Below are 20473 nucleotides of genomic sequence, written 5' to 3' on the forward strand. Positions count from 1 at the left end.
ACTCATTCCGGCCGTCGGCGATGTTCGCTTCTGGTGGGGGCATGACAGCCGTCGCCGTTCGAAGGGTCAGGCCTTTGTGGCCTTCCAGGTCTTCATCTGAATCAGCAAGGCTGCATCCCCATCATCGTTCCACACTGGGGAGCCGAGCCCCCAGAAGAAGCGATGGACGGTCTTCCCAGCGTCCGTCTTGTAAGTGTCATTCTTACCTTTGCCGGTGCGAAGGACGAGGCGTTCGCCCTTATTGACCGCCTTCGACGCAAACCAGTAAAAATGACGCAGCCTGTTCGAAATTTTGCCTTCGCCCGTGTAGGTCGTATCGGCGATGGCGTAGTAATCGAGGTTGCAATCAGCTATCACTTCTAGAAGCACGTACTCCTTCGAAGAGTTGCCTTTCTCGTAGATCGAAAGGATTTTCAGATTCATGGATTGGTCTACTTTTCGAGTATTGCTAGGTATTAATATATTTTAGTTGCTTGGAGGGGTGGTGCGCTTCTCTACATTCGCGAGAAATCATCGTTCGTGAGTCACGGCGGCTTTTGGATAGAGTTGCTTGCAAGCCGCTGTTCAGGCCCCTGATCGTTAGGTCATCGGCCGCAACTCCGACCGCGTTGCCAAGCCGATTTCTCCTTGGGAGGTACTGACCAGGGCAACTAAGCCGCCTCATTTACAGTGGCATCTTCACATGCCTTACAGGCTGAAGCAGGCCAGGGCAGGTCGACCGTACGAACGCCGTCGTCAGTGCCGCCGAACACGGTTTTCCAATCCGTGGTCAATTGCCCGCCGAGAGCGGTGATGCGTCGCTCCGAGGCGACAAACACTCGGCTAAAAGATCGCTCCGGGGGGGCGAGGATGGAGTCGAGCGCGACCTCGGCGATCATCGCCGTCACATATGCCAGTTCCACCGGCCCATACGGCTGATAGTGGGCGCCGCAGGCCGGCTCCTCATGACTGGCGTCGCCGCCCTCCGGCCATTCGATGACCCTGAGGTCTGGTTTGCCGGTCCGCCCGACGTGGCATTGAAGGCAGCCGTCGCCTTTGCCGATGACGACGGAATGTCCGGCGCAAGCATGCGCTTCGGTCCAGCCGTAAAGGATGGGCCGCGCCCGCCCTTGTTGGAGCTGCCAGCGGTTGAGCGCGCTCTCGGCGACCCAATTGCCGGTCGCCGCAACGATCAGATCGGCTTCGGCGAGCAGGTCGACGTCGTGTGCGATCAAGCGATGGAGAGTGCAGGCGCGGTACTCGACGACCAGATGCGGATAATCGGCCTGGAGCCGCCGGGACAAGGCCTCGGCCTTGTTGCGGCCGACATCGGTCGCGCCGAGCGGGTGGCGTCCGACGTTCGGCCAACTCAGCGTCTCCGGATCAACCAGCACGATGCGCCCGACGCCGGCCTGGGCGAGGGCGCAGGCGACCGGACCTCCTACAGAGCCGCAGCCGACCACCACGACCGTTGCCCCGAGAAGCCGGCGGGTGCGGGGATCCTGGCCCCGTCCGTGCACCCAGTCGGCGTCGGCGCGCTGCACGAGGGCCCGGACAACTGGCGCCGTGCCGAAGAAGCGCCCCAGAAGGAGCGGCTGAGGCGTCTGACCCGGCCGGAACCCCATAGAGAGCGGCTCGGCCGGGGGGCGAGGGCGCCCCTTCCGCTGCTTTGGATTGGGCGCCTTCACCCCGATCAGCGCGGCTCCCCCACGCCCGACGGCCCCCAGCAGCGCCAGCACCTCGTCGGGCTCGTCGATCGCCGCTTGCTCCAGAACCCGCTTCGCATCCTCGCCGATCCGTCCGGTCAGCGTGTGGAGGTCTTCCGCAGTTTCCGGATACTCGGCGGGCAGAGGCGGCTGGTCGAGCCAGAGAAAGGCGGCCGCCTCGGTCCTTACAGCCACCTTTTCGCCGAAGCGGCGATGCACCCATTCGACCAAGGCGTCGTGGTCCTCGCCCACGACCTCGAGTCCCTTGCCGCGCCAAACCCGCACGAGCCGCGACGACGGACCGGGCGTGATCAGGCTGAACAGGGTCTGGCCACGATCATGGGCCCTGTAGCCCCAGTAGGTGACGAACTCCTCGCGGAAGTCGCGTTCGACGATGCCGCCCTCCAGCAGCTCTTCAACCAGTCGGACCGAGCGGTTCAGAAGGTCCATGGCGACCTCCGACGGGTCGTCAGGATCCCATTCCGCCAAATTCGGCAAGAGGCACAGAACGCCGTCGCCCTCGACATGAGGCCAAGTCATCGGCTCGGGGTGATCGACCAAGGCGGTCCTGACCGGCGTCGTTGGGAAATTCGCGCCGGCCACCACATCGATGCGCCGCGTGACCCCGTCGGAGAAGAGGACGTTGATGCGCCAGGCGGCGATGATCCAGTCGCGGCTGGGATAGTCGCTGGCGATCGTCGACGCATCGAGTCGCTCGGGCACCTGTCCGGCACGCTCGCGCAGCGCCGTTTCGAGACGAAGGGCCGCCTGCCGCCAGCTCAGCGGAAGGGTCGCATTAGGCATGGCGACCCCCGCCGGCGCTGCTCACCGCCTGCGCCGCCGTCGCCGTCGCGTTCAACAAGGCGGCCGCGCTGATGATGGCCGGCGCCGCCGCGGAGGCGCGCTGTTCCTCCTCCAGCCGCTCGCTGAAGAAGGTGGTGGCGAACACCTTGTCCCAGCACTTCAGCGCCTTCTCGCGCGTACAGTCGGCGTCGAAGAGCGGGGCCAGCGTGTCGATCGCCTCGGTCAGCTTCTCGCGGAAGCAGCGCGCCTTGGCGTCGTCGGGTCCGCTCGTGATGTAGTCGCCGGGCGTCACCGGGTGCGCCAGCTGGAGATTCCAGCTCAGCCGATCGCGGATGGCGACCATGGTGTCATAGAAGGCGCGGTCCTCACGGTCGGCGGCGCGGAATTTCTCGGTCGTCAGCACCGAGATGCCGAACCCGCTGAGGATCGAGCCGCGCCAGCTGTACCGGCTGCGCGCAAATTTCTTCAGGTCGCGATTGATGCGGCGCAGTTGGACGCCGTCGGCCGACGACGCGCGTTCGTCTTCATACCAGTCCGAAACGTCGCGGGCGTCCGAGCGCTTCCAGCCGCTGCTCGCGGCCAGCTCATAGTGCACCTCGTCGCCGAAGACGGTCTCGGTCACCACACGCCGATAGACGGGCAGGTCGACGTGGTACCCTTTCTCGTAGAAGACGCGCACGCAGTTCGAGCAGACTTCGGGGGCGCGCTTGAAGCGACCGTCATCGACCGCGTCACGCACCATCTGGCGGGCCTGCAAGGACGTCATTTCGGCCCCGCGGTCGCCGGCGAGATCATCCTTGTGGAAGTAGACCCCGTCATCGATGTCGTAGTCGTTGTCGGGGTCGCGGCACATTGTCTTCATAGCGTAGCTGCCCTGCTTGACGAACTCGATCGGCTTGGGCTTGCCGGCCTTCGCCAGCCCGTCGCGCAGGCGCGTGCGGTTGGAGTTGCGGCGGTCGCGCATGGCGTCCTGCTCGGTTTTCGGCAGCGTCACGTCCTGGTCATGATACGCACGCACGTCTTTGGAACAGTCGAACATCACCTATCCTTTCTGGTTGTCGGTGGCGGGGCGGGTCCAGACCGCTCCGGTCGCCGGCATCGCCGGCAGGTCATGCATGAGGCGGCGGATCATGCGGCCGTCTTCGCTGTTGGGGTCGTCGCAGGCGCTTTTGGTCAGGTCGGCGTCGGTGTGCGCCTGACCGACAAGCCTATCCATCGCCTCGGGGCGGGTGTCGTCGAGCGCGAGATACGGCATCATGCTCGCCGGGACGGGCTTGTTGGGAAACCGCACACGGCGGATGGAGCGCCCGCAGTTGCTGATGGCGTTGGTCAGGAGACGGGCCATTTGGTCGAAGGCGAATTCCTGCGCCGAGATGCTGAGCGGCGCGACATCGGCGCCGAGGGACCAGTCGAGCATGGACCGGTGCGCGCTTTCGGCGTCGAGGTGATCGCCTTCCGGGCGGGGGCAGGTGCCGAGCGAATAGATCTCGATCGGGCGGTCGGGCGGCGCAACCGTCAGCGCATCGACGAGCCCCACCATGATCGGGTTGTTCGCCCACAGGCCGCCGTCGGCGAAGACCTGCTTGGGCCCGTCGGGCGCGTTCGGATCGTCGATGGCGGCCAGCGAGCGGTAGATGGGCGCCGCACTGGTCGCCATGCAGACGTCCACCAGGGGGTACCGGTCGTCGCGCACCCCGCTCTTCGGTGTCTTCTTGAACACCCAGGCCCGATGCTCGCTCATCAACACCGTGGGAACGGCGAGCGAAATCCCGCGGCTCTCGAAGACGTCGAGCATCGTCACATCGTCGAGGACGCCGCGCAGGGCCTCGCGCAGCGCCTTGTCGCCCTCGCGCACGAAGCGACTGCCTTGACTGGCACGGTAGATGGCGCTGCGTTTGCCGGCGATCCGGTGCGGAAAGATCTTGGGGCCGTGTTCACGGTAGAGGGCGACGACCTCGGTCATCGGTCGACCGACTGCGAGCGCGCAACCGACGATCGCGCCGGTGCTGGTTCCGGTGATCAGGTCAAATCCCCGGCCGAGATCGAGCGCCTGCTCGCCCCTGATTCTGGCGAACTGGTCGGTAAGGCGCGCGAGAAAAGCGGCGGTGTAGATGCCACGCATCCCGCCTCCGTCGAGGCTCAGCACACGGTAGGGTTTCTCAACCCGTTGTTGTTGTTCGCTGTTTTCCATCCCTATCGATCCACGCCGTTGTGACGACATTGCTCCCGCCGTTGTCCATCCATAGGATGTGGGAACGACCCCAACATGCGTCAAGTAAGTGGACGCATGTTGGGGCGAAAAATCGTGTTTGTGGGAGAGTTGTCTGTGGACGAAGAGGGCGAGCGGCTGCGATGGGGTGTGCGTCGGAGGCTCGAGTTCATCGATTTTCGGCTGTTTTGGGATGGCAGGTTTAATCGCAGCGACCTGTCCGCCACCTTCGGCATTTCGCCTCAGCAGGCGTCAGGGGATATCGCTCAATACGAGAAGATCGCGCCGGCTAATCTGCACTATGATCGAGGCGAGAAGGCCTACACCCGCGCCGACGCCTTCGCGCCCGCGTTCATCGGCGACACCATAGAACGCTACCTGCTGCAGCTGGTGGCGATTGAAAATCGCTGGATGCGTCCGGACGACACCTGGTTCGACACCATGCCCCCGGTGGAGGTCGTCACCTTGGGACGCCGCCCGACGGACCCGGCTGTTCTCTTGCGCGTGCTCGACGCGATCCGCAAGCGACAGGAAATCGATATCGCCTACGCGTCCCTGACCGGCTCGGTGCAACCGTCGAGGACGATCGCCCCTCATGCGCTCGCCCATAGCGCCGGGCGCTGGTACGTCCGGTCCTGGTCAAAGGACCATAACGATTTTCGGGACTACAATCTCAATCGGATCCAGACGGTCAGCGATCACCGGCCAGCGATGATCGACACGACCCTCGACTACGAGTGGGCGCATCAGATCAATCTCGACATCAGGCCCAACCCGGAGCTGTCGCCGGAGCGTCAGGCGGCTGTGGCGTCGGAGCACGGCATGACGGAAGGCCGACTGTTGCGGCCTTGCCGATTGAGCCTCAGCTTTTACTTGATGAGCGAGTACAATCTCGACGTCGAGCCAGGCGTTCTCAAGCCCGAAAAGCAACAAATTGTGCTGCAGAATCGAGACGAAGTGATCCAGGCGCGGGCCTCGTCACGTCAGATGTCCATCGAAGCGCTGGCCCGCGCGGCGCAGGTGATTTAATGGTTATGGCAGAACGACCAAAGCTGGATCGCCAAACGCCCATTCGACACCCGTCATGGCGATAGCGGCTACTCTATTGTTCGGGAGTCTCGCGCGGGCCGATCACGCTGGGGGCTCCGACACCGACCTGCTTATGATCAATCTCGAAGACGAAACCCGCCATGTTTCGGTCGGGCGTCTCTCTCTGTTCATCTACCCGTGGCGCCAGCTGGAACACGACGCCAGTTTGGGCGACCTCTTCGTCTCCCATCTCGTTCACGAAGCCAAACCGCTCGTCGATCCAGACGATTATCTTCTGCGACTCCAGCAGGCGTTCAGCTTTCGAGAGAATTACCAAGACGATATCCAACGAGCGGCGGATCTCGGCTGGTATTTAGTGCATTTTGGAGATGACCTGAATGTCGCGCTGCTTGCCAAGAGAGTGTTGTGGTGCGTTCGCACGATCTTGATTGCACGAAGCGCGGAACGACGAGCGCCGGTTTTCGCGCCGCATCGACTAGCGGAGAAAACAGGGTCAGAGGCCGCGCGCGAGATATTGCTGCGTCGCCATGATCAGCGCGACGGAACAATCATTCGGCGGCTGCTTCGATCCTTTCTGGAGGCGGAGGGACCGCTGCCGGGCGATTCTGATGACCCCAGTCGCGCGAAGCTTGTTGAACGATTTGTGGCGACATCCAACAAGGTCGCGCTGCAGACTCTGCGTCAGGAAGAAGACAGCCAGAGTGATTACGCTGGTTAATGGGCAACGGCGCGGTCTGAAGGTCCGGTTCACACCGCGACACCTATTTCCGATTTTGGCGCAAGGAAGACCTCCGCTGCTGGCGAGGGTTTGGCATTAGTTCCGACTGCGATCGATGGGTATGGGGCGGAAGAAACGGTGGCGGTGACAGGACCCGCCGGAGCAGTTGCGCTGGCAATCTACTTGACGATGCAGGGCGTGGCCTTTTCTCGATGGACGCAGGTCACCTCCACCGGCAGTGCGGGCGTGGACGCGCCGCGTTCCACGGCGTCTACTCGGGCTTCGAGTGTGGCCGTCCGGCGTTCGAGTGTTAACAGCCGTTGGCGTGCAGCGTCGTCGGCGGGATGGGTAGCGATCACCCAAAGCGCGACGCCGTGCAGGACTACGCCTATCAAACCAGCACATGCTTGGATGTTGAATGGATGAACCGCGCCGCCTCGTGCTGTATAGATCCAGCCTCTACCTCCGAAAACGACGCTAACCAGATAGCCAGCGATTGCGCCGGCCGCGGCGAACGCCAGGCCGATGCGGCCTGGCGTGGTAACCGCCGGAAAGGCCTGGGGCAGGCTGGCGAGGACCACGCACATCAGCGCGAAGGCCCCGGCCATCAAGGCCCCCGACAACTGCCGTTCCGGCGAAAGCGACTTACGCTTCCTGTTAGGCTGAGTAGGGGGGGCGGTCATGCGGGCGCCGACTGGGGCGCTGGGTCAGGCTCCCCCGGGCCCCAGATCTGCAGCGAAGTGGTCGCGAGATCCGGTGCTAGTTCGCCCAAGGCCATCGAAACCGAGGTGGCGGATACGTAGGAGCGACCGCGCTCGGCGGCGAAGCGGTCGGCCCGACGGCGGATCGCCTCAACGTCCTTTTCTAGCACGGGCAGCAACTCACCCAGTGTGAGCGAGCCGGATGGGTGTGCTTGTACATAGGGCGCGACGACCATCACGATTAGATTGAGTGTGAGGAACAGGCGGGCGTCGTCACGCCAATACTCAGGTGTCAGATCTTTGATGAATTTGTCCAAGCTCCCGGGCTGGTCGAGCTCCTGAAGGCGCTCACGGAAATAGTCGGCGTAGACAGTCAGCATGGTTTAAGCCCCCCGCAACTGAGGGTTGCCGGGGCCAGCGCTCCCGTCAAGCCTAGATCACCGCGACCGTTCGTTTGGCGGATCCACCCACACGGCACGCGAAAGCACAGTTCTGGGCAGCAAGCCAATGTCCGCTTATGATGCTGTGGACGGCTCTCCAACCCACCGGCGGCGTTAGGCCTCCGGCAGAGCTGGAGGAGAGCCATGAGACAGGTAGCCACGATTGGTTTGGACATCGCGAAGTCGGTGTTTCAGGTGCACGGCGTCGATGCTGAGGGCGGCGTCGTCATTCGACAGAAGCTGACGCGAGCGCGGCTGCTGAAGTTCTTCGAAAAGCTGTCCCCCTGTCTGGTCGGGATCGAAGCTTGCGGAACGGCGCATCACTGGGCCCGCGAACTGATTGGCCTAGGCCACGAGGTGCGGCTGATGCCGCCGAGCTATGTGAAGCCGTACGTGAAGCGCCAGAAGAACGACATGGCCGACGCGGAGGCGATCTGCGAGGCGGTCACCCGGCCGACGATGCGCTTCGTGCCGGTAAAGTCGCCGGCGCAGCAGAGCGTGATGGTGCTGCACCGGACTCGGTCGATCCTGATCCGACAGCGCACGCAAATCTCCAACGCGATCAGGAGTCACATGGCGGAGTTCGGCATGGCGGCGGCGATTGGCAGGCAAGGCCTTCAGAGCCTTATCGAAGTGGTCGAAGATCCGGCCGACGAGCGCGTGCCGCTTGAGGCGAGGGGGTGCCTCGCCATGCTCGCCGCGCAGCTGCGGCTGCTGAACGAGCAGGTCCTGGAGACCGATCGGCTGATCCGGTCCAACGCCCGATCGACCGAAGTCGGGCGCCGGCTGATGGAGATCCCCGGCGTGGGCCCGCTGCTGGCCAGCGCTCTGGTGGGCACGATCGCCGATCCAAGGGCCTTCAAGACCGGTCGCAATCTCGCGGCGTGGATCGGCCTCGTTCCGAAGCAGAATTCCAGCGGCGGCAAGGAGCGGCTGGGCGGGATCACCAAGCAGGGCGACCGATATCTGCGACAGATGCTGGTCGTCGGCGCCTTGGCGGTCGTGCGCTATGCCGTGAGGAACGGCACGCGCCGGCCGTGGCTGGTCCAGTTGCTTGCTCGGCGAACGCCGAAGGTTGCGGCCGTCGCTCTCGCCAACAAGACCGCGCGAATGGTCTGGGCGATCATGACTTCGGGTGAGCGCTACAGGGAGCCGCTGGCGGCATAGAGACAGGTCGAGGCTTAACGCGCAGACCGACGAACTTGGGAAGGGCGGACAGGATGTAATGCGACAGCCGGTCGAAACCGGAAGGCGGGAAAACCCACATGCGCCATAGCGCCTCGAGCGCGTGCTTTTGGTCGGGACCCACCTTCGCGGAAGGCATTATGGCCAGCGGTCATGCGTACCGCACTAACAGGTCGAACACATGGCCGCTCCGACCAGGCTCAGCAGAACATCAGATCAACCCTTGCCAACGGGGAGCCGTCCACACATGGCGCAATGCCGACAGACGAGGCATGCCACGGGCGTTTGTCGGGATGGGATAGGGCGCTCGGTGGAACTCGATGCGGATAGGGCCGGCCAGTTGAGCCAATTTTGCTAGATCGCATATTGCAAATCGCTTTCAATTGCATTTAAGCGCGAGGCCTTCTTCAGGAGCCTCCCCCCTAATGCCTTTCGCCTCGCCCGCCCTGTCGCTGCGCCGATCGTCCGGCCTTGTCGCTGTTTCGGCCCTGCTGGCCGGGACCGCATTCGCCTCGACCGCCGCCGCCCAGACGGCGCGGCAGGAGCCGGAGGTCAGCATGGTGGAGGAGGTGGTGGTGACGGCGGCGCGCACGGTCCTGCCAGCCAGCGCCCTGCCGATGACGGTGGATGTCATCGACCGCAAGGCCCTGTCGGAACAGGTGGCCATCAGCGGCTCGGTGATCGACGCGGTTGCGACCTTGTCGCCGTCCTTCTCGCCGACGCGGCAGAAGCTGACCGGCTCGGGGGAGAGCCTGCGCGGCCGCTCGCCGCTCTTCGCCATCAACGGCATCCCGCAGTCGACGCCGATCCGCGACGGATCGCGCGACGGCTATACGATCGATCCCTTCTTCGTGGACCGGGTCGAGTTGATCTACGGCTCTAACGCCCTGCAAGGCATCGGCGCTACCGGCGGGGTGGTCAATCAGGTGACGGTCGGGGCGCCGACCGAGGATTCGTTGACCGGCCGGATGCTGGCCCAGGTCTCCAGCTCGGGCGGGCCGGAAGGCGACGGGATCGGCGCCAAGTTGGGCGGTCTGGCGGGCTATCGTCATGGCGATTTCGACGGCGTGCTCGGCGTCGCCTATGATCAGCGCGGCGCCTTCTATGACGCCAACGGCCGCCGCATCGGCGTCGACAACACCCAGGGGGAGGTGCAGGATTCCAAAGCCCTGTCCTTCTTCGGCCGCTTCGGCTGGGACCTGACCGACACGGTGCGCCTGGACCTGCTCGCCAATCGCTTCGAGCTGAAGGGCGACGGCGACTATGTCGTCGTGGCGGGCGACCGCCGCATCGGCCGTCCGACCAGCAGCATGCGCGGCCAGGTCCAGGGGGAACCCGCCGCCAACCGGGTCGAGACTCTCTCGGCCTCGCTGACCGACAACGACCTGGCGGGCGGCGACTTCAGCGCCCAGGTCTTCTTCAACCGCACCCGCGACACCTTCGGCGGCGATCGCTCCGCCACCTTCCAGGACGCCAGCATCGCGCCGATTGGGACCCTGTTCGACCAGTCGTCGAACCGTTCGCGCAAGCTGGGGGCGCGCGCCAGCTATGAGCGGGCCGTGCCGGGCGTGCCGGGCCTGACCGCGACCCTGGGCCTCGACGCCTTGAAGGACCGCACCGAGCAGCGGCTGATCGCCACCAACCGCGCCTGGGTGCCGCCGACCGAGTTCCAGAGCCTCGCCCCCTTCGTTCAGGCCAACATGGCCCTGTTCGACGGCCGGGTGCGCCTGGCCGGCGGCGTGCGCCAGGAGAACGTCGAGCTGTCGGTCGACGACTTCACCACCCTGGCCTCCTACGGCTCGCGCCGGGTGACGGGCGGCAAGCCCAGGTTCGAGGCCACCCTGGTCAACGGCGGCGTGGTCTATGAGCCGATGGACGGCGTGCGCGCCTACGCCAGCTACGCCGAGGGCTACACCGTGCCCGACGTCGGCCGCATCCTGCGCGCCATCAACGTCGACGGCGTCAAGGTCGAGAGCTTCCTCGACATCAGCCCGGTGGTCTCGGACAATCAGGAGATCGGGCTGGAGGTGAAGCGCGGGCCATTCGAGGCTGGAGCGACCTACTTCTGGTCCTCGTCGGACCTGGGCCAGTTCCTGGTCCGCAACGCCGACGGCGTTTACGACGTCCAGCGTCAGGCGGTCGAGATCGAGGGGCTGGAGCTGAATCTGCGCGCCCGCACCCCGATCGAGGGGCTGACGGTCGCGACCGGCTATGCGCGCCTGCGGGGGCAGACCGACACCAACGACGATGGCCGGGTGGATCGGGATCTGGACGGGGCCAACATCTCGCCGGACCGGTTCAACGCGGCGGCGGTTTACGCCAACGGCCCGCTGTCGGCGCGTCTGCAGGTCCAGACCTATCTGTCGCGCGACTTCGAGGGCGGCGACGTGCGCAACAATTTCGAAGGCTACACCGTGGCCGACGCCTACCTGCGCTACGACTTCCCCATCGGCGGGGTGTCGCTGGCGGTGCAGAACCTCTTCAACGAGGACTATGTGACCTACAGCTCCGACACCAGCAATCCGACTGACAACCTGCGCTACTTCGCCGGCCGGGGCCGCTCCTTCACCCTCGGGTGGGACCGTCGCTTCTGATGCGTCTGGTCCGACTGGCGCATCGCTGGACCGGGGGGCTGATCGGCCTGCTGTTGTTCGTCCTGGGGCTGACCGGGGCCGTTCTGGTGTTCAAGGACGACTGGCTGCGCGCCGTCGTGCCCCACGCGGCCGAGGCGCGGGTTTCGGACCCCAAGGTCATCGGCGCGGCGCTGGATCAGGCCTTCGCGGCGTCGGACCGGCCGCGCTCGGTCATCCTGGCCACCGACCGGCTGGGAATCCACCGGCTGAACTATGAGGGCAAGACGCGCGGCGCCTATGCGACCCAGTCGGGTCAGGTCGTCGCGCGGTGGGAGAGCCTGTGGGCGCGGCCCGAACTGTGGCTGTTCGACCTGCACCACTATCTGCTGATCGGCGACACGGGAAAGACCATCGCCGGGATCGCGGGCCTGGCCGGTCTGGGCTTTGTCGTCACGGGGGTGATCCTATGGTGGCCGACGCGGCGGACCTTCGTCTTCGCGGTCCTGCCGAAGACCTGGAAACGGCCGGGGATCGTCAAGCACCATCGCGACATGGGGGTGTGGAGCGCGCCGGTGCTGGCCCTCGTGCTGGCGACGGGGGCGATCGTGGCGCTGTCGCCCCTATATGACGGTCTGGCCAAGGTTCTGTCGCCGGGCGTGGACTTGGAAGCGGTGATGGCTCAGCCGGAGCATGAGGGCGGGGCCGTGTCGCCCGATCTGGACTGGCCGGCCATGATGGTCGCGGCCCAGGCTCGCTTCCCCGACGCCGATCTGCGCATCGTCTCCCTGCCGACCAAGCCGGGCGGGCTGATCGGGCTGCGGATGCGGCGGGCGGCGGAATGGCTGCCCAACGGTCGGACGCAGGTCTGGTTCGACCCCGCCGACGGGCGGATCGTCGGGACGCGCGACGCCCTGGCCCTGCCGCTGGGGCTGCGGGTCGTCAACGCCCAGTATCCCCTTCATGCGGCCAAGGTCGGAGGGCTGGCCTATCGGCTGGTCGTGACTGTGGCGGGTCTAGCGTTGACGCTGTTGGGATCCCTGGCCGTCGTCACCTTCTGGGGCAACCCGAGCGGGTTGCCGAAACGGCGACGTAAGAAGGCCTAACGACGAGGAACCGATAACGGCTTGTGGATGTCGACTTTCGGGCGCGGTGCGAATGATCGCTCATGGCGCATCTAAGACATGGTTCCTTGTTGTTCCGTTCATAAGCTGGTTGTCGCACTTGCTTCAGGTGCTTCGAGCGGCGAAAGTCGCCTGGTCCCCGGCTGGCCGCCGCTATGTACAGGCGAAAGCTAAAGGCGTCGGCGCGCGAGCTCTCGTGTTCTCAACTGTCCGGCGGACACCCTCTCTCATTGTGGCGCTGAGCGTGTCGGCGGGGTAGGCTTGTGTAGAAGTGATTTGGGGCGCGGATGCGAACGAACCGGGCAGGCATGATCGATCTGACGACGCTGCGTTCGCAGGGCGGGTGGGTCCATGCGGGCTGATCTCGAGCATCTACCGCCCAAGCAGCAGCGCGAGCTGGAACGTGTCCGCACGACCCTGCTGACCGAATTCGACGCCGCGATCAAAAGTGGGGGCGGGGGCACCCAGTCCTGGCGGCGAGACGGCCGGGTACTGAAGATCATCCTGTTCGGATCCTATGCCCGCAACGACTGGGTCGATGAACCCGACAACGGCTATCTGTCTGATTTCGATCTGCTGGTGATCGTCAGCCATGAGAAGCTGACCGACATCGCCGACTATTGGTACGTGGCCGAGGACAAGATCCTGCGCGATCCGGCCGTGGGACGGACGGTCAACATCATCGTCCACACCATGGCCGAAGTGAACCAGGCCCTGACCCGGGGCGAGTATTTCTGGACCGACATCCTGCGCGACGGCGTGGTTCTGTACCAGTTGCCGGGGCATACTTTCGTCCAGCCGCAGCCGATGACGGCGGCCGAAGCTCGCGATGCGGCCAAGCGATACTACGAGACGCGGATCAAGGACCTAGATCTCTGGATCGAAGATGCGCGGCGGCATGTGGCTATGAGCGGAGAGGGGCAGCACGTCCGCAAGCGCGCAGCCTTCTTGATGCATCAGGCGACAGAGACGGCCTATGCCTGCTTTCTGCTGACCCACACTTTCTATTTTCCACGTTCCCACAACATCAAATTCCTCCGTTCCTTGGCGGAGGACACCGACAAACGCCTGACCGCTGCTTGGCCTCGAGAGCAACGCGCCGACCGCCGCCGCTTCGAGTTGCTGAAGCGGGCCTATGTCGAGGCGCGCTATTCCGACCAGTATGACGTCGATGTGGAAGATCTGGCTCTGCAGCTTGAAGCTGTGATCCGCCTGCGGAATCTGGTCGTCGAGGTTAGCGGTCAGCGGATGGAGGAACTCGCGCGTGATGCTGCGGCCGGAGCTTGAGGCTCCAACGGCGCCGGGCGACGTAGCTTGGGCCGGGTGTCCGTGGCGGCTCTACGACCGCGCCTATGACGCCTGCATGGCCAGGGCGGGCTAAGCTGACTAGAAGTGCGAGGACATCATGCCAGATCCGATCGAGTCGAGGCCCCGACTGCCGGCGCCGGGCGCCATCCGATGATCTGGCCCGCCTGGGTGGACATCCTGCTGGGCGGTTGCGGCCTGATCTGGTGTCTCGACACTTGGGGCAAGTTGCGAACCCGCGCGCCCTGGCATCCGCACCTCGTGTCCTCGACCGTGGGCCTCGCGATTTTCAGCGCCCTGTTGCTAGTTCTGGGGGCTGCGCGCTGGATCCAGAACCCCGGCGCCTAGCTGGCAGACGCTCGCCTGATCGCACTTGCGGGCGGCGCATGAAAGACCGCAATCGACCCTGAGCAGACCTCCGGCTATAGGCCTAGAGGATGCCGCGAGAGCCAATCCTTGTGTCGTTCTGCCATTCGCTGGACTTGCGCAACGTCGCGCAGAAAGAGATCAACGCCGCCGTCATAAGGAGCGAAGATCGCACCATTCGCGGCCATCCATAGCGTCGGCCCCGCCTTCTCATCCGCCACCGAAAGAAGCAGATCGTCGAACCGACCAGGCGACCAATTGGTTTGGACGGCATACACCCGCCACGGGCGATCTTCTTCGTCGTCGTCTACGAGAAACGTTGAGACGAAACCCAACCCCAACTCGCGGGTGGCCCGGAAAGGATCGTATTGATCTGCTGCGTCGATCTCATCGGCGTGCGTCGTCCAATGGGTCTGAACAAGCCAGCACGGGTCCGCGCCAAGCACTTCCTCAGCTAGAGCGTTGTGACGAGCCAATAGAATTGAACGCTCGTCGTCGGTGTCAGCATAGCGTTTCGAGGCAGGCAGCGAATGAAAGCGCAACCAGTTTTTCGCCCCGTCTTCTCGCAGCATCCAGCCGACTGGTCGTTCACCAGCGTGATACTTCGCCCAAGCATTCTCGAATGACATCTTGTGAGCGTAGCAGGCGAGCGCCTTTATGTCCGCTTCCCACCCTTAGCTGACATATACGGCGTCCGCTGATAGCCGCACTAGCTGTGAGTTTGTGGGAATGGGGAGCGATCCGACAGCGGTTTGCGGGCCGCCGCCGGATCATGCCAGTCGGGAAAGGTCGGAATCCCGGCGGCGTTCAACTATAAGCTTTACCGTTAGGTCGTGTCTGCCTGTTTGGATTCGGCCTGTGTACCGCCCCTTGGGGCGCTGAAAGGAAAGCTGTCATGAGATCTGTTGTCGTTCTGGCCGCCGTCGCCGTTCTGGTCGCGGGGTGTTCCGATCCCAAGGCCGCCAGCAAGAAGAATTTCGAGACGGCCATCAACGACTGGATCAGCCAGAACCCGCCCTGTCTCTCGCTGCCCTCGGGCAATGTGCGTGATGCGGACCGGGCGGCTGACGCCGGGGTCTTCCCGCTCTATGTCGAGGTCGCGAACAGCGAGCATCCCATGCGGTTGGAGAACCAGAAGAAGGCGGCGGCGCCCTTCGAGGCCCTGGCCGCTGCGGGTCTGCTGAAGGGCGAGCCGGCCGCGATCCAGCCTGCGGGATTCGGGGTTCCGTCGGGCAAGCAGGCCGTGACCGCCTACAGTCTGACGCCGGAGGGCGAGAAGGCGTTCAAGGAGAACGGTGCGGGCATGCGTTGGAGCAAGGATCCGTCCTTCTGCTACGGCGAGCCCGCCGTGAAGGAGATCGTCCGCTTCACCGAGCCGGGCGACATGATGGGCATGACGGTGTCCCAGGTCGAATACACCTATCAACTTAAGAACATGCCGGAGTGGGCGAAGTCGCAGCCGATGCAGGCGGCTTTCCCGCAGTTGGCGCGCGACAATGCAGATGGGCTTGAGGGTAAGGCTGCTGTGGTCCTGATGAACGAGGGCTGGGTCCACGAGAAGGCGATGAAACGCTAAGATTTGGGGGCCGGAGCGGCTTGGGCTGCGCTGGCCCTCTTGGTTGGCGGCAGTGAAAATTCGCATACTGGCAATATGCGGGTTGCCAACTGAATCGACGTGATCCAGCCTTGGGGTGCGTCTGATTTGACGCCGAGGCGTGAGAACCTCGCTTGAGCAGATCCTGAAAATCCCACTTCGCGCTCCGTGGCGGCGGGTGGCCCGCGTGCATGTCCAGGCTCCCTTGGGGGCTAAAGGCGTTGGCGCATGTGTTTGAGCATGTTCTCAACACCCGGTGCTTCGGCCGGGCTCGCCTCTTTATCGGAGGCGAGCCCGTGTCGGATGGATTGGAAAAGCTGCAGCCTGACGCGCCCTTGTCGCTGGAGGGCCTCTATGGCCGCTACGCCAAGTGGTTTCGGGCGCGGCTGATCCGGCGCTACGGGGCCCAGGACGCCGAGGATCTGGCGCAGGAGGCCTGGTTGCGCATCGCGCCCTATCAGGCGGCGCAATCCGTGCGGCATCCTCAGGCCCTGCTTTTGCGGATCGCGGCCAACCTGATGGCGGACCGGAAGGCGCGGCGTTTTCATCGCGAGCGCTACGCCCGGGAGGTCAGCGGCACGGAGGGGTTCGCTCAGGAACCGGCGTCCCAGGCCGACGAGGTTCTGGCCCGCCAACTGGTCCTCGGCTTGCCAGAGCCCCTGCGCGATGTCTTTGTGCTATCAAGGTTCGGCGGACTGACGAATGTGCAGATCGCCGAGCAGCTCGGGATTTCTCCCAAAACCGTTGAGTGGCGCATGACCAGGGCCTTGGCGCACTGCGCCGCCCAGCTTCGGCGCTAGGATGAGGGTGATCATGACCAACCCGAAAATCCGGGTTGAAACCAGCGAGACCGAAGCGGCGGCGTGGCACGCCCGCCTCGGCGCGCGAAGCGTCAGCACCCAGACCATCGAGGAATTCTTCGCCTGGCGGGCTGAACCGGCCAACGCCGACGCCTATCGGCGGGTCGAGAAGATCTGGGGGGATACCGGCAGGCTTGCGAATGATCCGGAGATCGCGCGGGCGCTGGACGAGGCCCTATCCCGCCGGCAGGGCGCGGCGCGCCCGAGGCGGCTGCCGCGCACCCTCATCGGATTGACCGTCGGCGGCGCCGTCATGGCGGCGGCGGTCGGCGGCGCCTTGTGGCTGCAGTCCAGGACAGTGTTTGCGACCGGCGTGGGCGAGCAGCGTCTGGTGCAACTGGCGGACGGGTCGAACGTGAGGCTCGACACGGATTCCCGGATCCGGGTGCGCTTCGACGGCGACCGAAGACTGGTGGAGCTGGACGCCGGTCAGGCCCTGTTTACGGTGGCTCATGACGCCGGCCGTCCCTTCGTGGTCGAGGCCGACGGCGCGCAGGTGACGGCGATAGGGACGGTCTTCGACGTCCGCCGCGACGGATCCGGCGTGAAGGTGACCCTGGTGTCGGGCGTCGTCGATGTGGCGGAGCGCCGGGCGGGCAGGGAGACGAAGAGGCTGGCCGCCGGCCAGCAGAGCCGGGTGACATCTCAGGGCCAGATGACCCGCGTCGCCGACATCGCGACCGAGACCAGTTGGACAGAAGGGCGGATCGTCTTCCGGGATACGCCGCTGCGTGACGCGGTGGCGGAGGTGAACCGCTATCTGCCGGACAAGATCCTGCTCGATCCCGCCGTCCGGGGGACCGCCTCGGTCAACGGCGTGTTCAAGACGGGGGACCGGGACGCCTTCGTCTCCACAGCCTCGGCCGTGTTCGGCTTGAGGGCGTCCAAGGACGGGGAGGGAAGGATTGTGTTGTCGAGCGCGAAAAACACAGGGGGCGCTCCGGGGTCGCCCGGGGTCTGAGCCGTCTCTTCTCTGACGCCGTGTGGCGTGGAGGGGACCCAGGACCATGAGACGAGCCAGCCTATTATCCGCAAGCCTGTTGGGCGCCAGCCTTTTGGCGGTCAGCACGGCCGCCTGCGCCCAGGAGGCGCGGGAGTTCAACATTCCTTCTGGATCCCTGCGGGACGGCCTTAACCTCTTCGCCACCCAGTCCGATCAGCAGATCCTCTTCTCCGGCGAGGCTGTGGAGGGGCTGAGGACCCCGGGGCTGCGCGGCCGATATGCGCCGTCTGCGGCGCTCGACCGGATGCTGGCGGGAACAGGGCTAGTCTGGTCGGAGACGCGTCCGGGCGTCATCTTTCTGAGGCGTCGGGACGCGGGAGCCGGGGCGGTCGAACAGGCCACGGTCGTGGATGATGTGGTCGTCACCGGGACCCTGCTGAAGGCGTCCGGAGAACTGGCCTCGCCCGTGGTCATGCTGGATCGGGACGAGCTTGATGCGCGGGGCCGGGGAACCGTGGCCGACGTGCTGACCGATCTGCCGCAGAACTACGCCGGCAGCGGGACGACCGGCGCCCTTCTGGCCGGGGCCGACAGGGGCGGGTCGAACGGCGTCGTGGCGACCGGCGTCAATCTGCGGGGACTGGGCGCGGACGCCACCCTGGTCCTCGTCAACGGCCGGCGTCTGGCGGGGACGGGTTTTCGCGGCGAGTTCGCGGATGTCTCGGCCCTGCCTTCGGCGGCGGTGGAAAGGGTGGACGTCCTCCTCGACGGGGCGTCCGCCCTGTACGGCCCCCACAACACCATCCTCGACAACTGCCATGTCTACACCGCCTTCTCAGCCCTTGATCCTCTGACCCAGGACAAGGTGTCCAAGCTGACCGGTTCCGTCATGGAGACTCGGAAGAGCCGCAGCGCGCCGGCGGGATTGGGCGCAGGGCGCAAGTCGGTGTCCCGGTCGGAGGTGGAGCGCCCTCTGCTGGAGCCTGGCGAAATCCGCGCCCTGCCGGATGACCAGCAGCTGATCTTCGTGGCGGGCCAGAGGCCGCTGCGGACCGGGAAGCTTCTCTATGACCGGCGAGAGCCCTTCCGCAGTCGCGCCGGCCAAACGCCGCCGGATCAGGCCGCGCGCGTCGATGGGCCGGGGCGGCCGCCGCATCCCTGGCTTGGGCGACGCAGTTTGGGCCGGGACGCCATGGCCAGCCTGCCCCTGTTCAAGGAGGTCGCCGGGGCCATGGACGACAGGAAGGCCGCCGCGCGCGCTGCCGACATCTACGGGCGGGTGGCCCAGGAGATGGCGGCGCAGCAGGCGGTGCTGGATCAACTGCAAGGAGGGAGCGATGGCGAGAAGTGAAAAGGCGGCGACGCGCGTGCAGGTCTACATCAATGATCCCAAGGTGGTGTCGAGCCTCAATCGGGAGGCCAGGGCGGGACGGATCGCCCTGAGCCAGGCCGCGGGCCAGGCCATTGTTCGGGGGCTGATCAAGAGCCCGAAGGCCGATCCCGAGGACCGGTTGCTGAACCTGGAGCGGTCGTTGCGGGATCACATGCGATCAACGGGACGCGACATGCAGATCGTCCAGGAACTCCTGATCGAGGTGGCCAAGGCCTTCTTCCTGCGGCTGCCAGACGCTTTGGTCGACGAGGACCCTACGGTGCAGGCGGCCGTGGATCGGCGCATCGAGCGCCTGCTGGACGCGACGGCCGCCCGGATCGTCTCGGGGCGTCGTGACGGCGAGCGCGCGGCTATTGCGGGCGAGCCGCCGTCATTCGCTCCGGCCAACTAGGTGACGCCCCATCCGATCGTCGCCGAGCGCAAGCTGGAGGCGCTGCGCCACGCGCTGGGCGAGACGATCCTCGCGGGTCTGGAGGACGTCGCGGTGGTCGAGATCCTGGCCAATCCGGACGGACGGCTGATCCTGGACCGAATAGGCCATGGGCGAACCGACACGGGGCGACGCCTGTCGATGGAGGCCAGGGAACGGGCGATCCGATTGATCGCCGACTACGTCGGCGAAACGGTCACCCGGGAGAACCCCAGGCTCTCCGGTGTCCTGCCTGGGACGGGGGAGCGTTTCCAGGGCGTCATGCCGCCCGTCTCGTCCGGCCCCGCCTTTTCCATTCGCAAGCGCCCGGCCGTGATCTGGGGCCTGGACGACTATGTGCGCGACGGCGTGATGACCGACAGCCAGGCAGGAGCCTTGCGCGCCGCCATATGTGATCGACGCAACATATTGATTTCAGGCGGTACGGGTTCCGGAAAGACGACGCTGGCCAATGCTGTCCTGGCCGAGCCGTGGTTTGCGGATGATCGGGTCATTCTCATTGAGGATACGCCTGAGCTGCAGTGCTCGGCCTGGGACGCCGTGTCGGTCGTCACGCGCCGAGCGCCGGTCGTCATCGGCGTGGCCGACCTTGTCCGCGACGCCCTGCGCATGCGGCCCGATCGGATCGTCATCGGCGAGATGCGCGACGGCGCTGCTGCGCTTGAAACCCTGAAAAGCTGGAACACGGGCCATCCCGGCGGTCTGTCCACGGTCCACGCCAATTCGGCGATCGAGGCGCTCAGCCGCGTCGAAGACTTGATAGGCGAGGCGGCCAGCCAGGTTCCTCGGCGCATGATCGGCGAGGCGATCGATTGCATCGTCCACATTCGGCGGACGCCGTCAGGCCGTCGGGTCGAGGCGGTGATCTCGGTGAGCGGGTTTCTAAACGGCGGGTATCAGATCCGGTCCCTGGGCTGAGATGGAGGCTGAGGCGTCCATGTCGCGGATCCATCGATTTCATCCACTGCGGAAGGAACTTCGAGACGGGCCTCGGGTTGATAGTCTGATCATCGGGTGAAAACCGGATGATTGAGGTTAGGATCATCGACCAGCAATGGGCGAAGCCGAGCCCCCAATGAAAGCCCGACGCGCACCC

At 65.2% G+C, this 20473-nt stretch carries 20 protein-coding genes; 13 read left to right on the top strand and 7 right to left on the bottom strand.

Translation table 11 applies throughout. The annotated features are described in order from the left end of the window. Positions 1-66: 66 nt before the first annotated feature. From FM111_RS00155 to FM111_RS00170, 4 genes are all read right to left on the bottom strand, one after another. On the bottom strand, positions 67-423 hold the full coding sequence (locus tag FM111_RS00155; protein ID WP_087138724.1) for a hypothetical protein: 357 nt from the start codon (positions 421-423) through the stop codon (positions 67-69). A gap of 227 nt (positions 424-650) precedes the next feature. Continuing rightward, the gene (locus tag FM111_RS00160; protein WP_087138725.1) at positions 651-2489 is read right to left on the bottom strand and encodes a ThiF family adenylyltransferase; all 1839 of its coding nucleotides are present in this window, start codon (positions 2487-2489) and stop codon (positions 651-653) included. After that, positions 2482-3528: a cyclic GMP-AMP synthase DncV-like nucleotidyltransferase gene (locus FM111_RS00165; RefSeq protein WP_087138726.1), complete on the bottom strand. Its 1047-nt coding sequence runs from the start codon at positions 3526-3528 to the stop codon at positions 2482-2484. The genes FM111_RS00160 and FM111_RS00165 overlap by 8 nt, the downstream gene beginning before the upstream one ends. 3 nt (positions 3529-3531) lie before the next feature. Beyond that, complete coding sequence (locus FM111_RS00170; RefSeq protein WP_143276006.1) at positions 3532-4680, bottom strand: patatin-like phospholipase family protein; 1149 nt, start codon at positions 4678-4680, stop codon at positions 3532-3534. Between the two features lie 135 nt (positions 4681-4815). On the opposite strand from FM111_RS00170, the gene FM111_RS00175 reads away from it, so the two are divergent. Both FM111_RS00175 and FM111_RS16080 read left to right on the top strand, forming a co-directional pair. Beyond that, positions 4816-5727 (top strand): helix-turn-helix transcriptional regulator, encoded by a 912-nt coding sequence (locus FM111_RS00175; protein ID WP_087138753.1) that lies wholly within the window; start codon positions 4816-4818, stop codon positions 5725-5727. 133 nt (positions 5728-5860) lie between these two features. Further along, complete coding sequence (locus FM111_RS16080; protein ID WP_143276007.1) at positions 5861-6466, top strand: hypothetical protein; 606 nt, start codon at positions 5861-5863, stop codon at positions 6464-6466. A 179-nt stretch (positions 6467-6645) separates the two neighbouring features. Here the strand turns inward: FM111_RS16080 and FM111_RS00185 are convergent, their stop codons facing one another. Together FM111_RS00185 and FM111_RS00190 are read right to left on the bottom strand one after the other, a co-directional pair. Then, positions 6646-7074 (bottom strand): hypothetical protein, encoded by a 429-nt coding sequence (locus FM111_RS00185; RefSeq protein WP_143276008.1) that lies wholly within the window; start codon positions 7072-7074, stop codon positions 6646-6648. Positions 7075-7145: 71 nt separating this feature from the next. After that, entirely contained in the window at positions 7146-7547 is a 402-nt protein-coding gene (locus FM111_RS00190; protein WP_087138730.1) for a hypothetical protein, read from the bottom strand. A gap of 204 nt (positions 7548-7751) precedes the next feature. On the opposite strand from FM111_RS00190, the gene FM111_RS00195 reads away from it, so the two are divergent. The 5 genes from FM111_RS00195 (at position 7752) to FM111_RS00215 (ending at position 14139) form a co-directional block, all read left to right on the top strand. Further along, on the top strand, positions 7752-8774 hold the full coding sequence (locus tag FM111_RS00195; protein WP_087138731.1) for an IS110 family transposase: 1023 nt from the start codon (positions 7752-7754) through the stop codon (positions 8772-8774). 443 nt (positions 8775-9217) lie between these two features. Then, positions 9218-11386 carry a TonB-dependent receptor gene (locus FM111_RS00200; RefSeq protein WP_087138732.1) on the top strand — a complete coding sequence of 723 codons (2169 nt, stop codon included), beginning with the start codon at positions 9218-9220 and terminating at the stop codon, positions 11384-11386. After that, the gene (locus FM111_RS00205) at positions 11386-12468 is read left to right on the top strand and encodes a PepSY-associated TM helix domain-containing protein (protein WP_087138733.1); all 1083 of its coding nucleotides are present in this window, start codon (positions 11386-11388) and stop codon (positions 12466-12468) included. Before FM111_RS00200 ends, FM111_RS00205 begins: the two co-directional genes overlap by 1 nt. A 369-nt stretch (positions 12469-12837) precedes the next feature. Beyond that, on the top strand, positions 12838-13773 hold the full coding sequence (locus FM111_RS00210; protein WP_087138734.1) for a nucleotidyltransferase and HEPN domain-containing protein: 936 nt from the start codon (positions 12838-12840) through the stop codon (positions 13771-13773). A gap of 171 nt (positions 13774-13944) precedes the next feature. Further along, on the top strand, positions 13945-14139 hold the full coding sequence (locus FM111_RS00215; protein ID WP_087138735.1) for a hypothetical protein: 195 nt from the start codon (positions 13945-13947) through the stop codon (positions 14137-14139). A 74-nt stretch (positions 14140-14213) separates the two neighbouring features. On the opposite strand, the gene FM111_RS00220 is transcribed toward FM111_RS00215, so the two are convergent. Beyond that, positions 14214-14729 carry a DUF3885 domain-containing protein gene (locus FM111_RS00220; RefSeq protein WP_087138736.1) on the bottom strand — a complete coding sequence of 172 codons (516 nt, stop codon included), beginning with the start codon at positions 14727-14729 and terminating at the stop codon, positions 14214-14216. Between the two features lie 323 nt (positions 14730-15052). Here FM111_RS00220 and FM111_RS00225 point away from each other — a divergent pair, with 323 nt between their 5' ends. The 6 genes from FM111_RS00225 (at position 15053) to trbB (ending at position 20295) form a co-directional block, all read left to right on the top strand. After that, positions 15053-15733, top strand: coding sequence for a hypothetical protein (locus FM111_RS00225; RefSeq protein ID WP_087138737.1), 681 nt, complete (start codon positions 15053-15055; stop codon positions 15731-15733). Positions 15734-15981: 248 nt separating this feature from the next. Then, the gene (locus tag FM111_RS00230) at positions 15982-16551 is read left to right on the top strand and encodes an RNA polymerase sigma factor (protein WP_256968021.1); all 570 of its coding nucleotides are present in this window, start codon (positions 15982-15984) and stop codon (positions 16549-16551) included. A 13-nt stretch (positions 16552-16564) separates the two neighbouring features. After that, complete coding sequence (locus FM111_RS00235) at positions 16565-17572, top strand: FecR family protein (protein WP_087138739.1); 1008 nt, start codon at positions 16565-16567, stop codon at positions 17570-17572. Between the two features lie 46 nt (positions 17573-17618). Further along, positions 17619-18905, top strand: coding sequence for an STN domain-containing protein (locus tag FM111_RS00240; protein WP_087138740.1), 1287 nt, complete (start codon positions 17619-17621; stop codon positions 18903-18905). Beyond that, positions 18892-19338, top strand: a complete 447-nt coding sequence (locus FM111_RS00245; RefSeq protein WP_087138741.1) for a hypothetical protein — start codon at positions 18892-18894, stop codon at positions 19336-19338. Before FM111_RS00240 ends, FM111_RS00245 begins: the two co-directional genes overlap by 14 nt. Continuing rightward, a complete protein-coding gene (trbB, locus tag FM111_RS00250) occupies positions 19339-20295 on the top strand; it encodes a P-type conjugative transfer ATPase TrbB (RefSeq protein ID WP_087138742.1) in 957 nt (318 codons plus the stop codon). Positions 20296-20473: the final 178 nt, after the last annotated feature.

Origin of the sequence: Brevundimonas diminuta 3F5N (assembly GCF_900163625.1) — a bacterium.
GTDB lineage: Bacteria > Pseudomonadota > Alphaproteobacteria > Caulobacterales > Caulobacteraceae > Brevundimonas > Brevundimonas diminuta_A.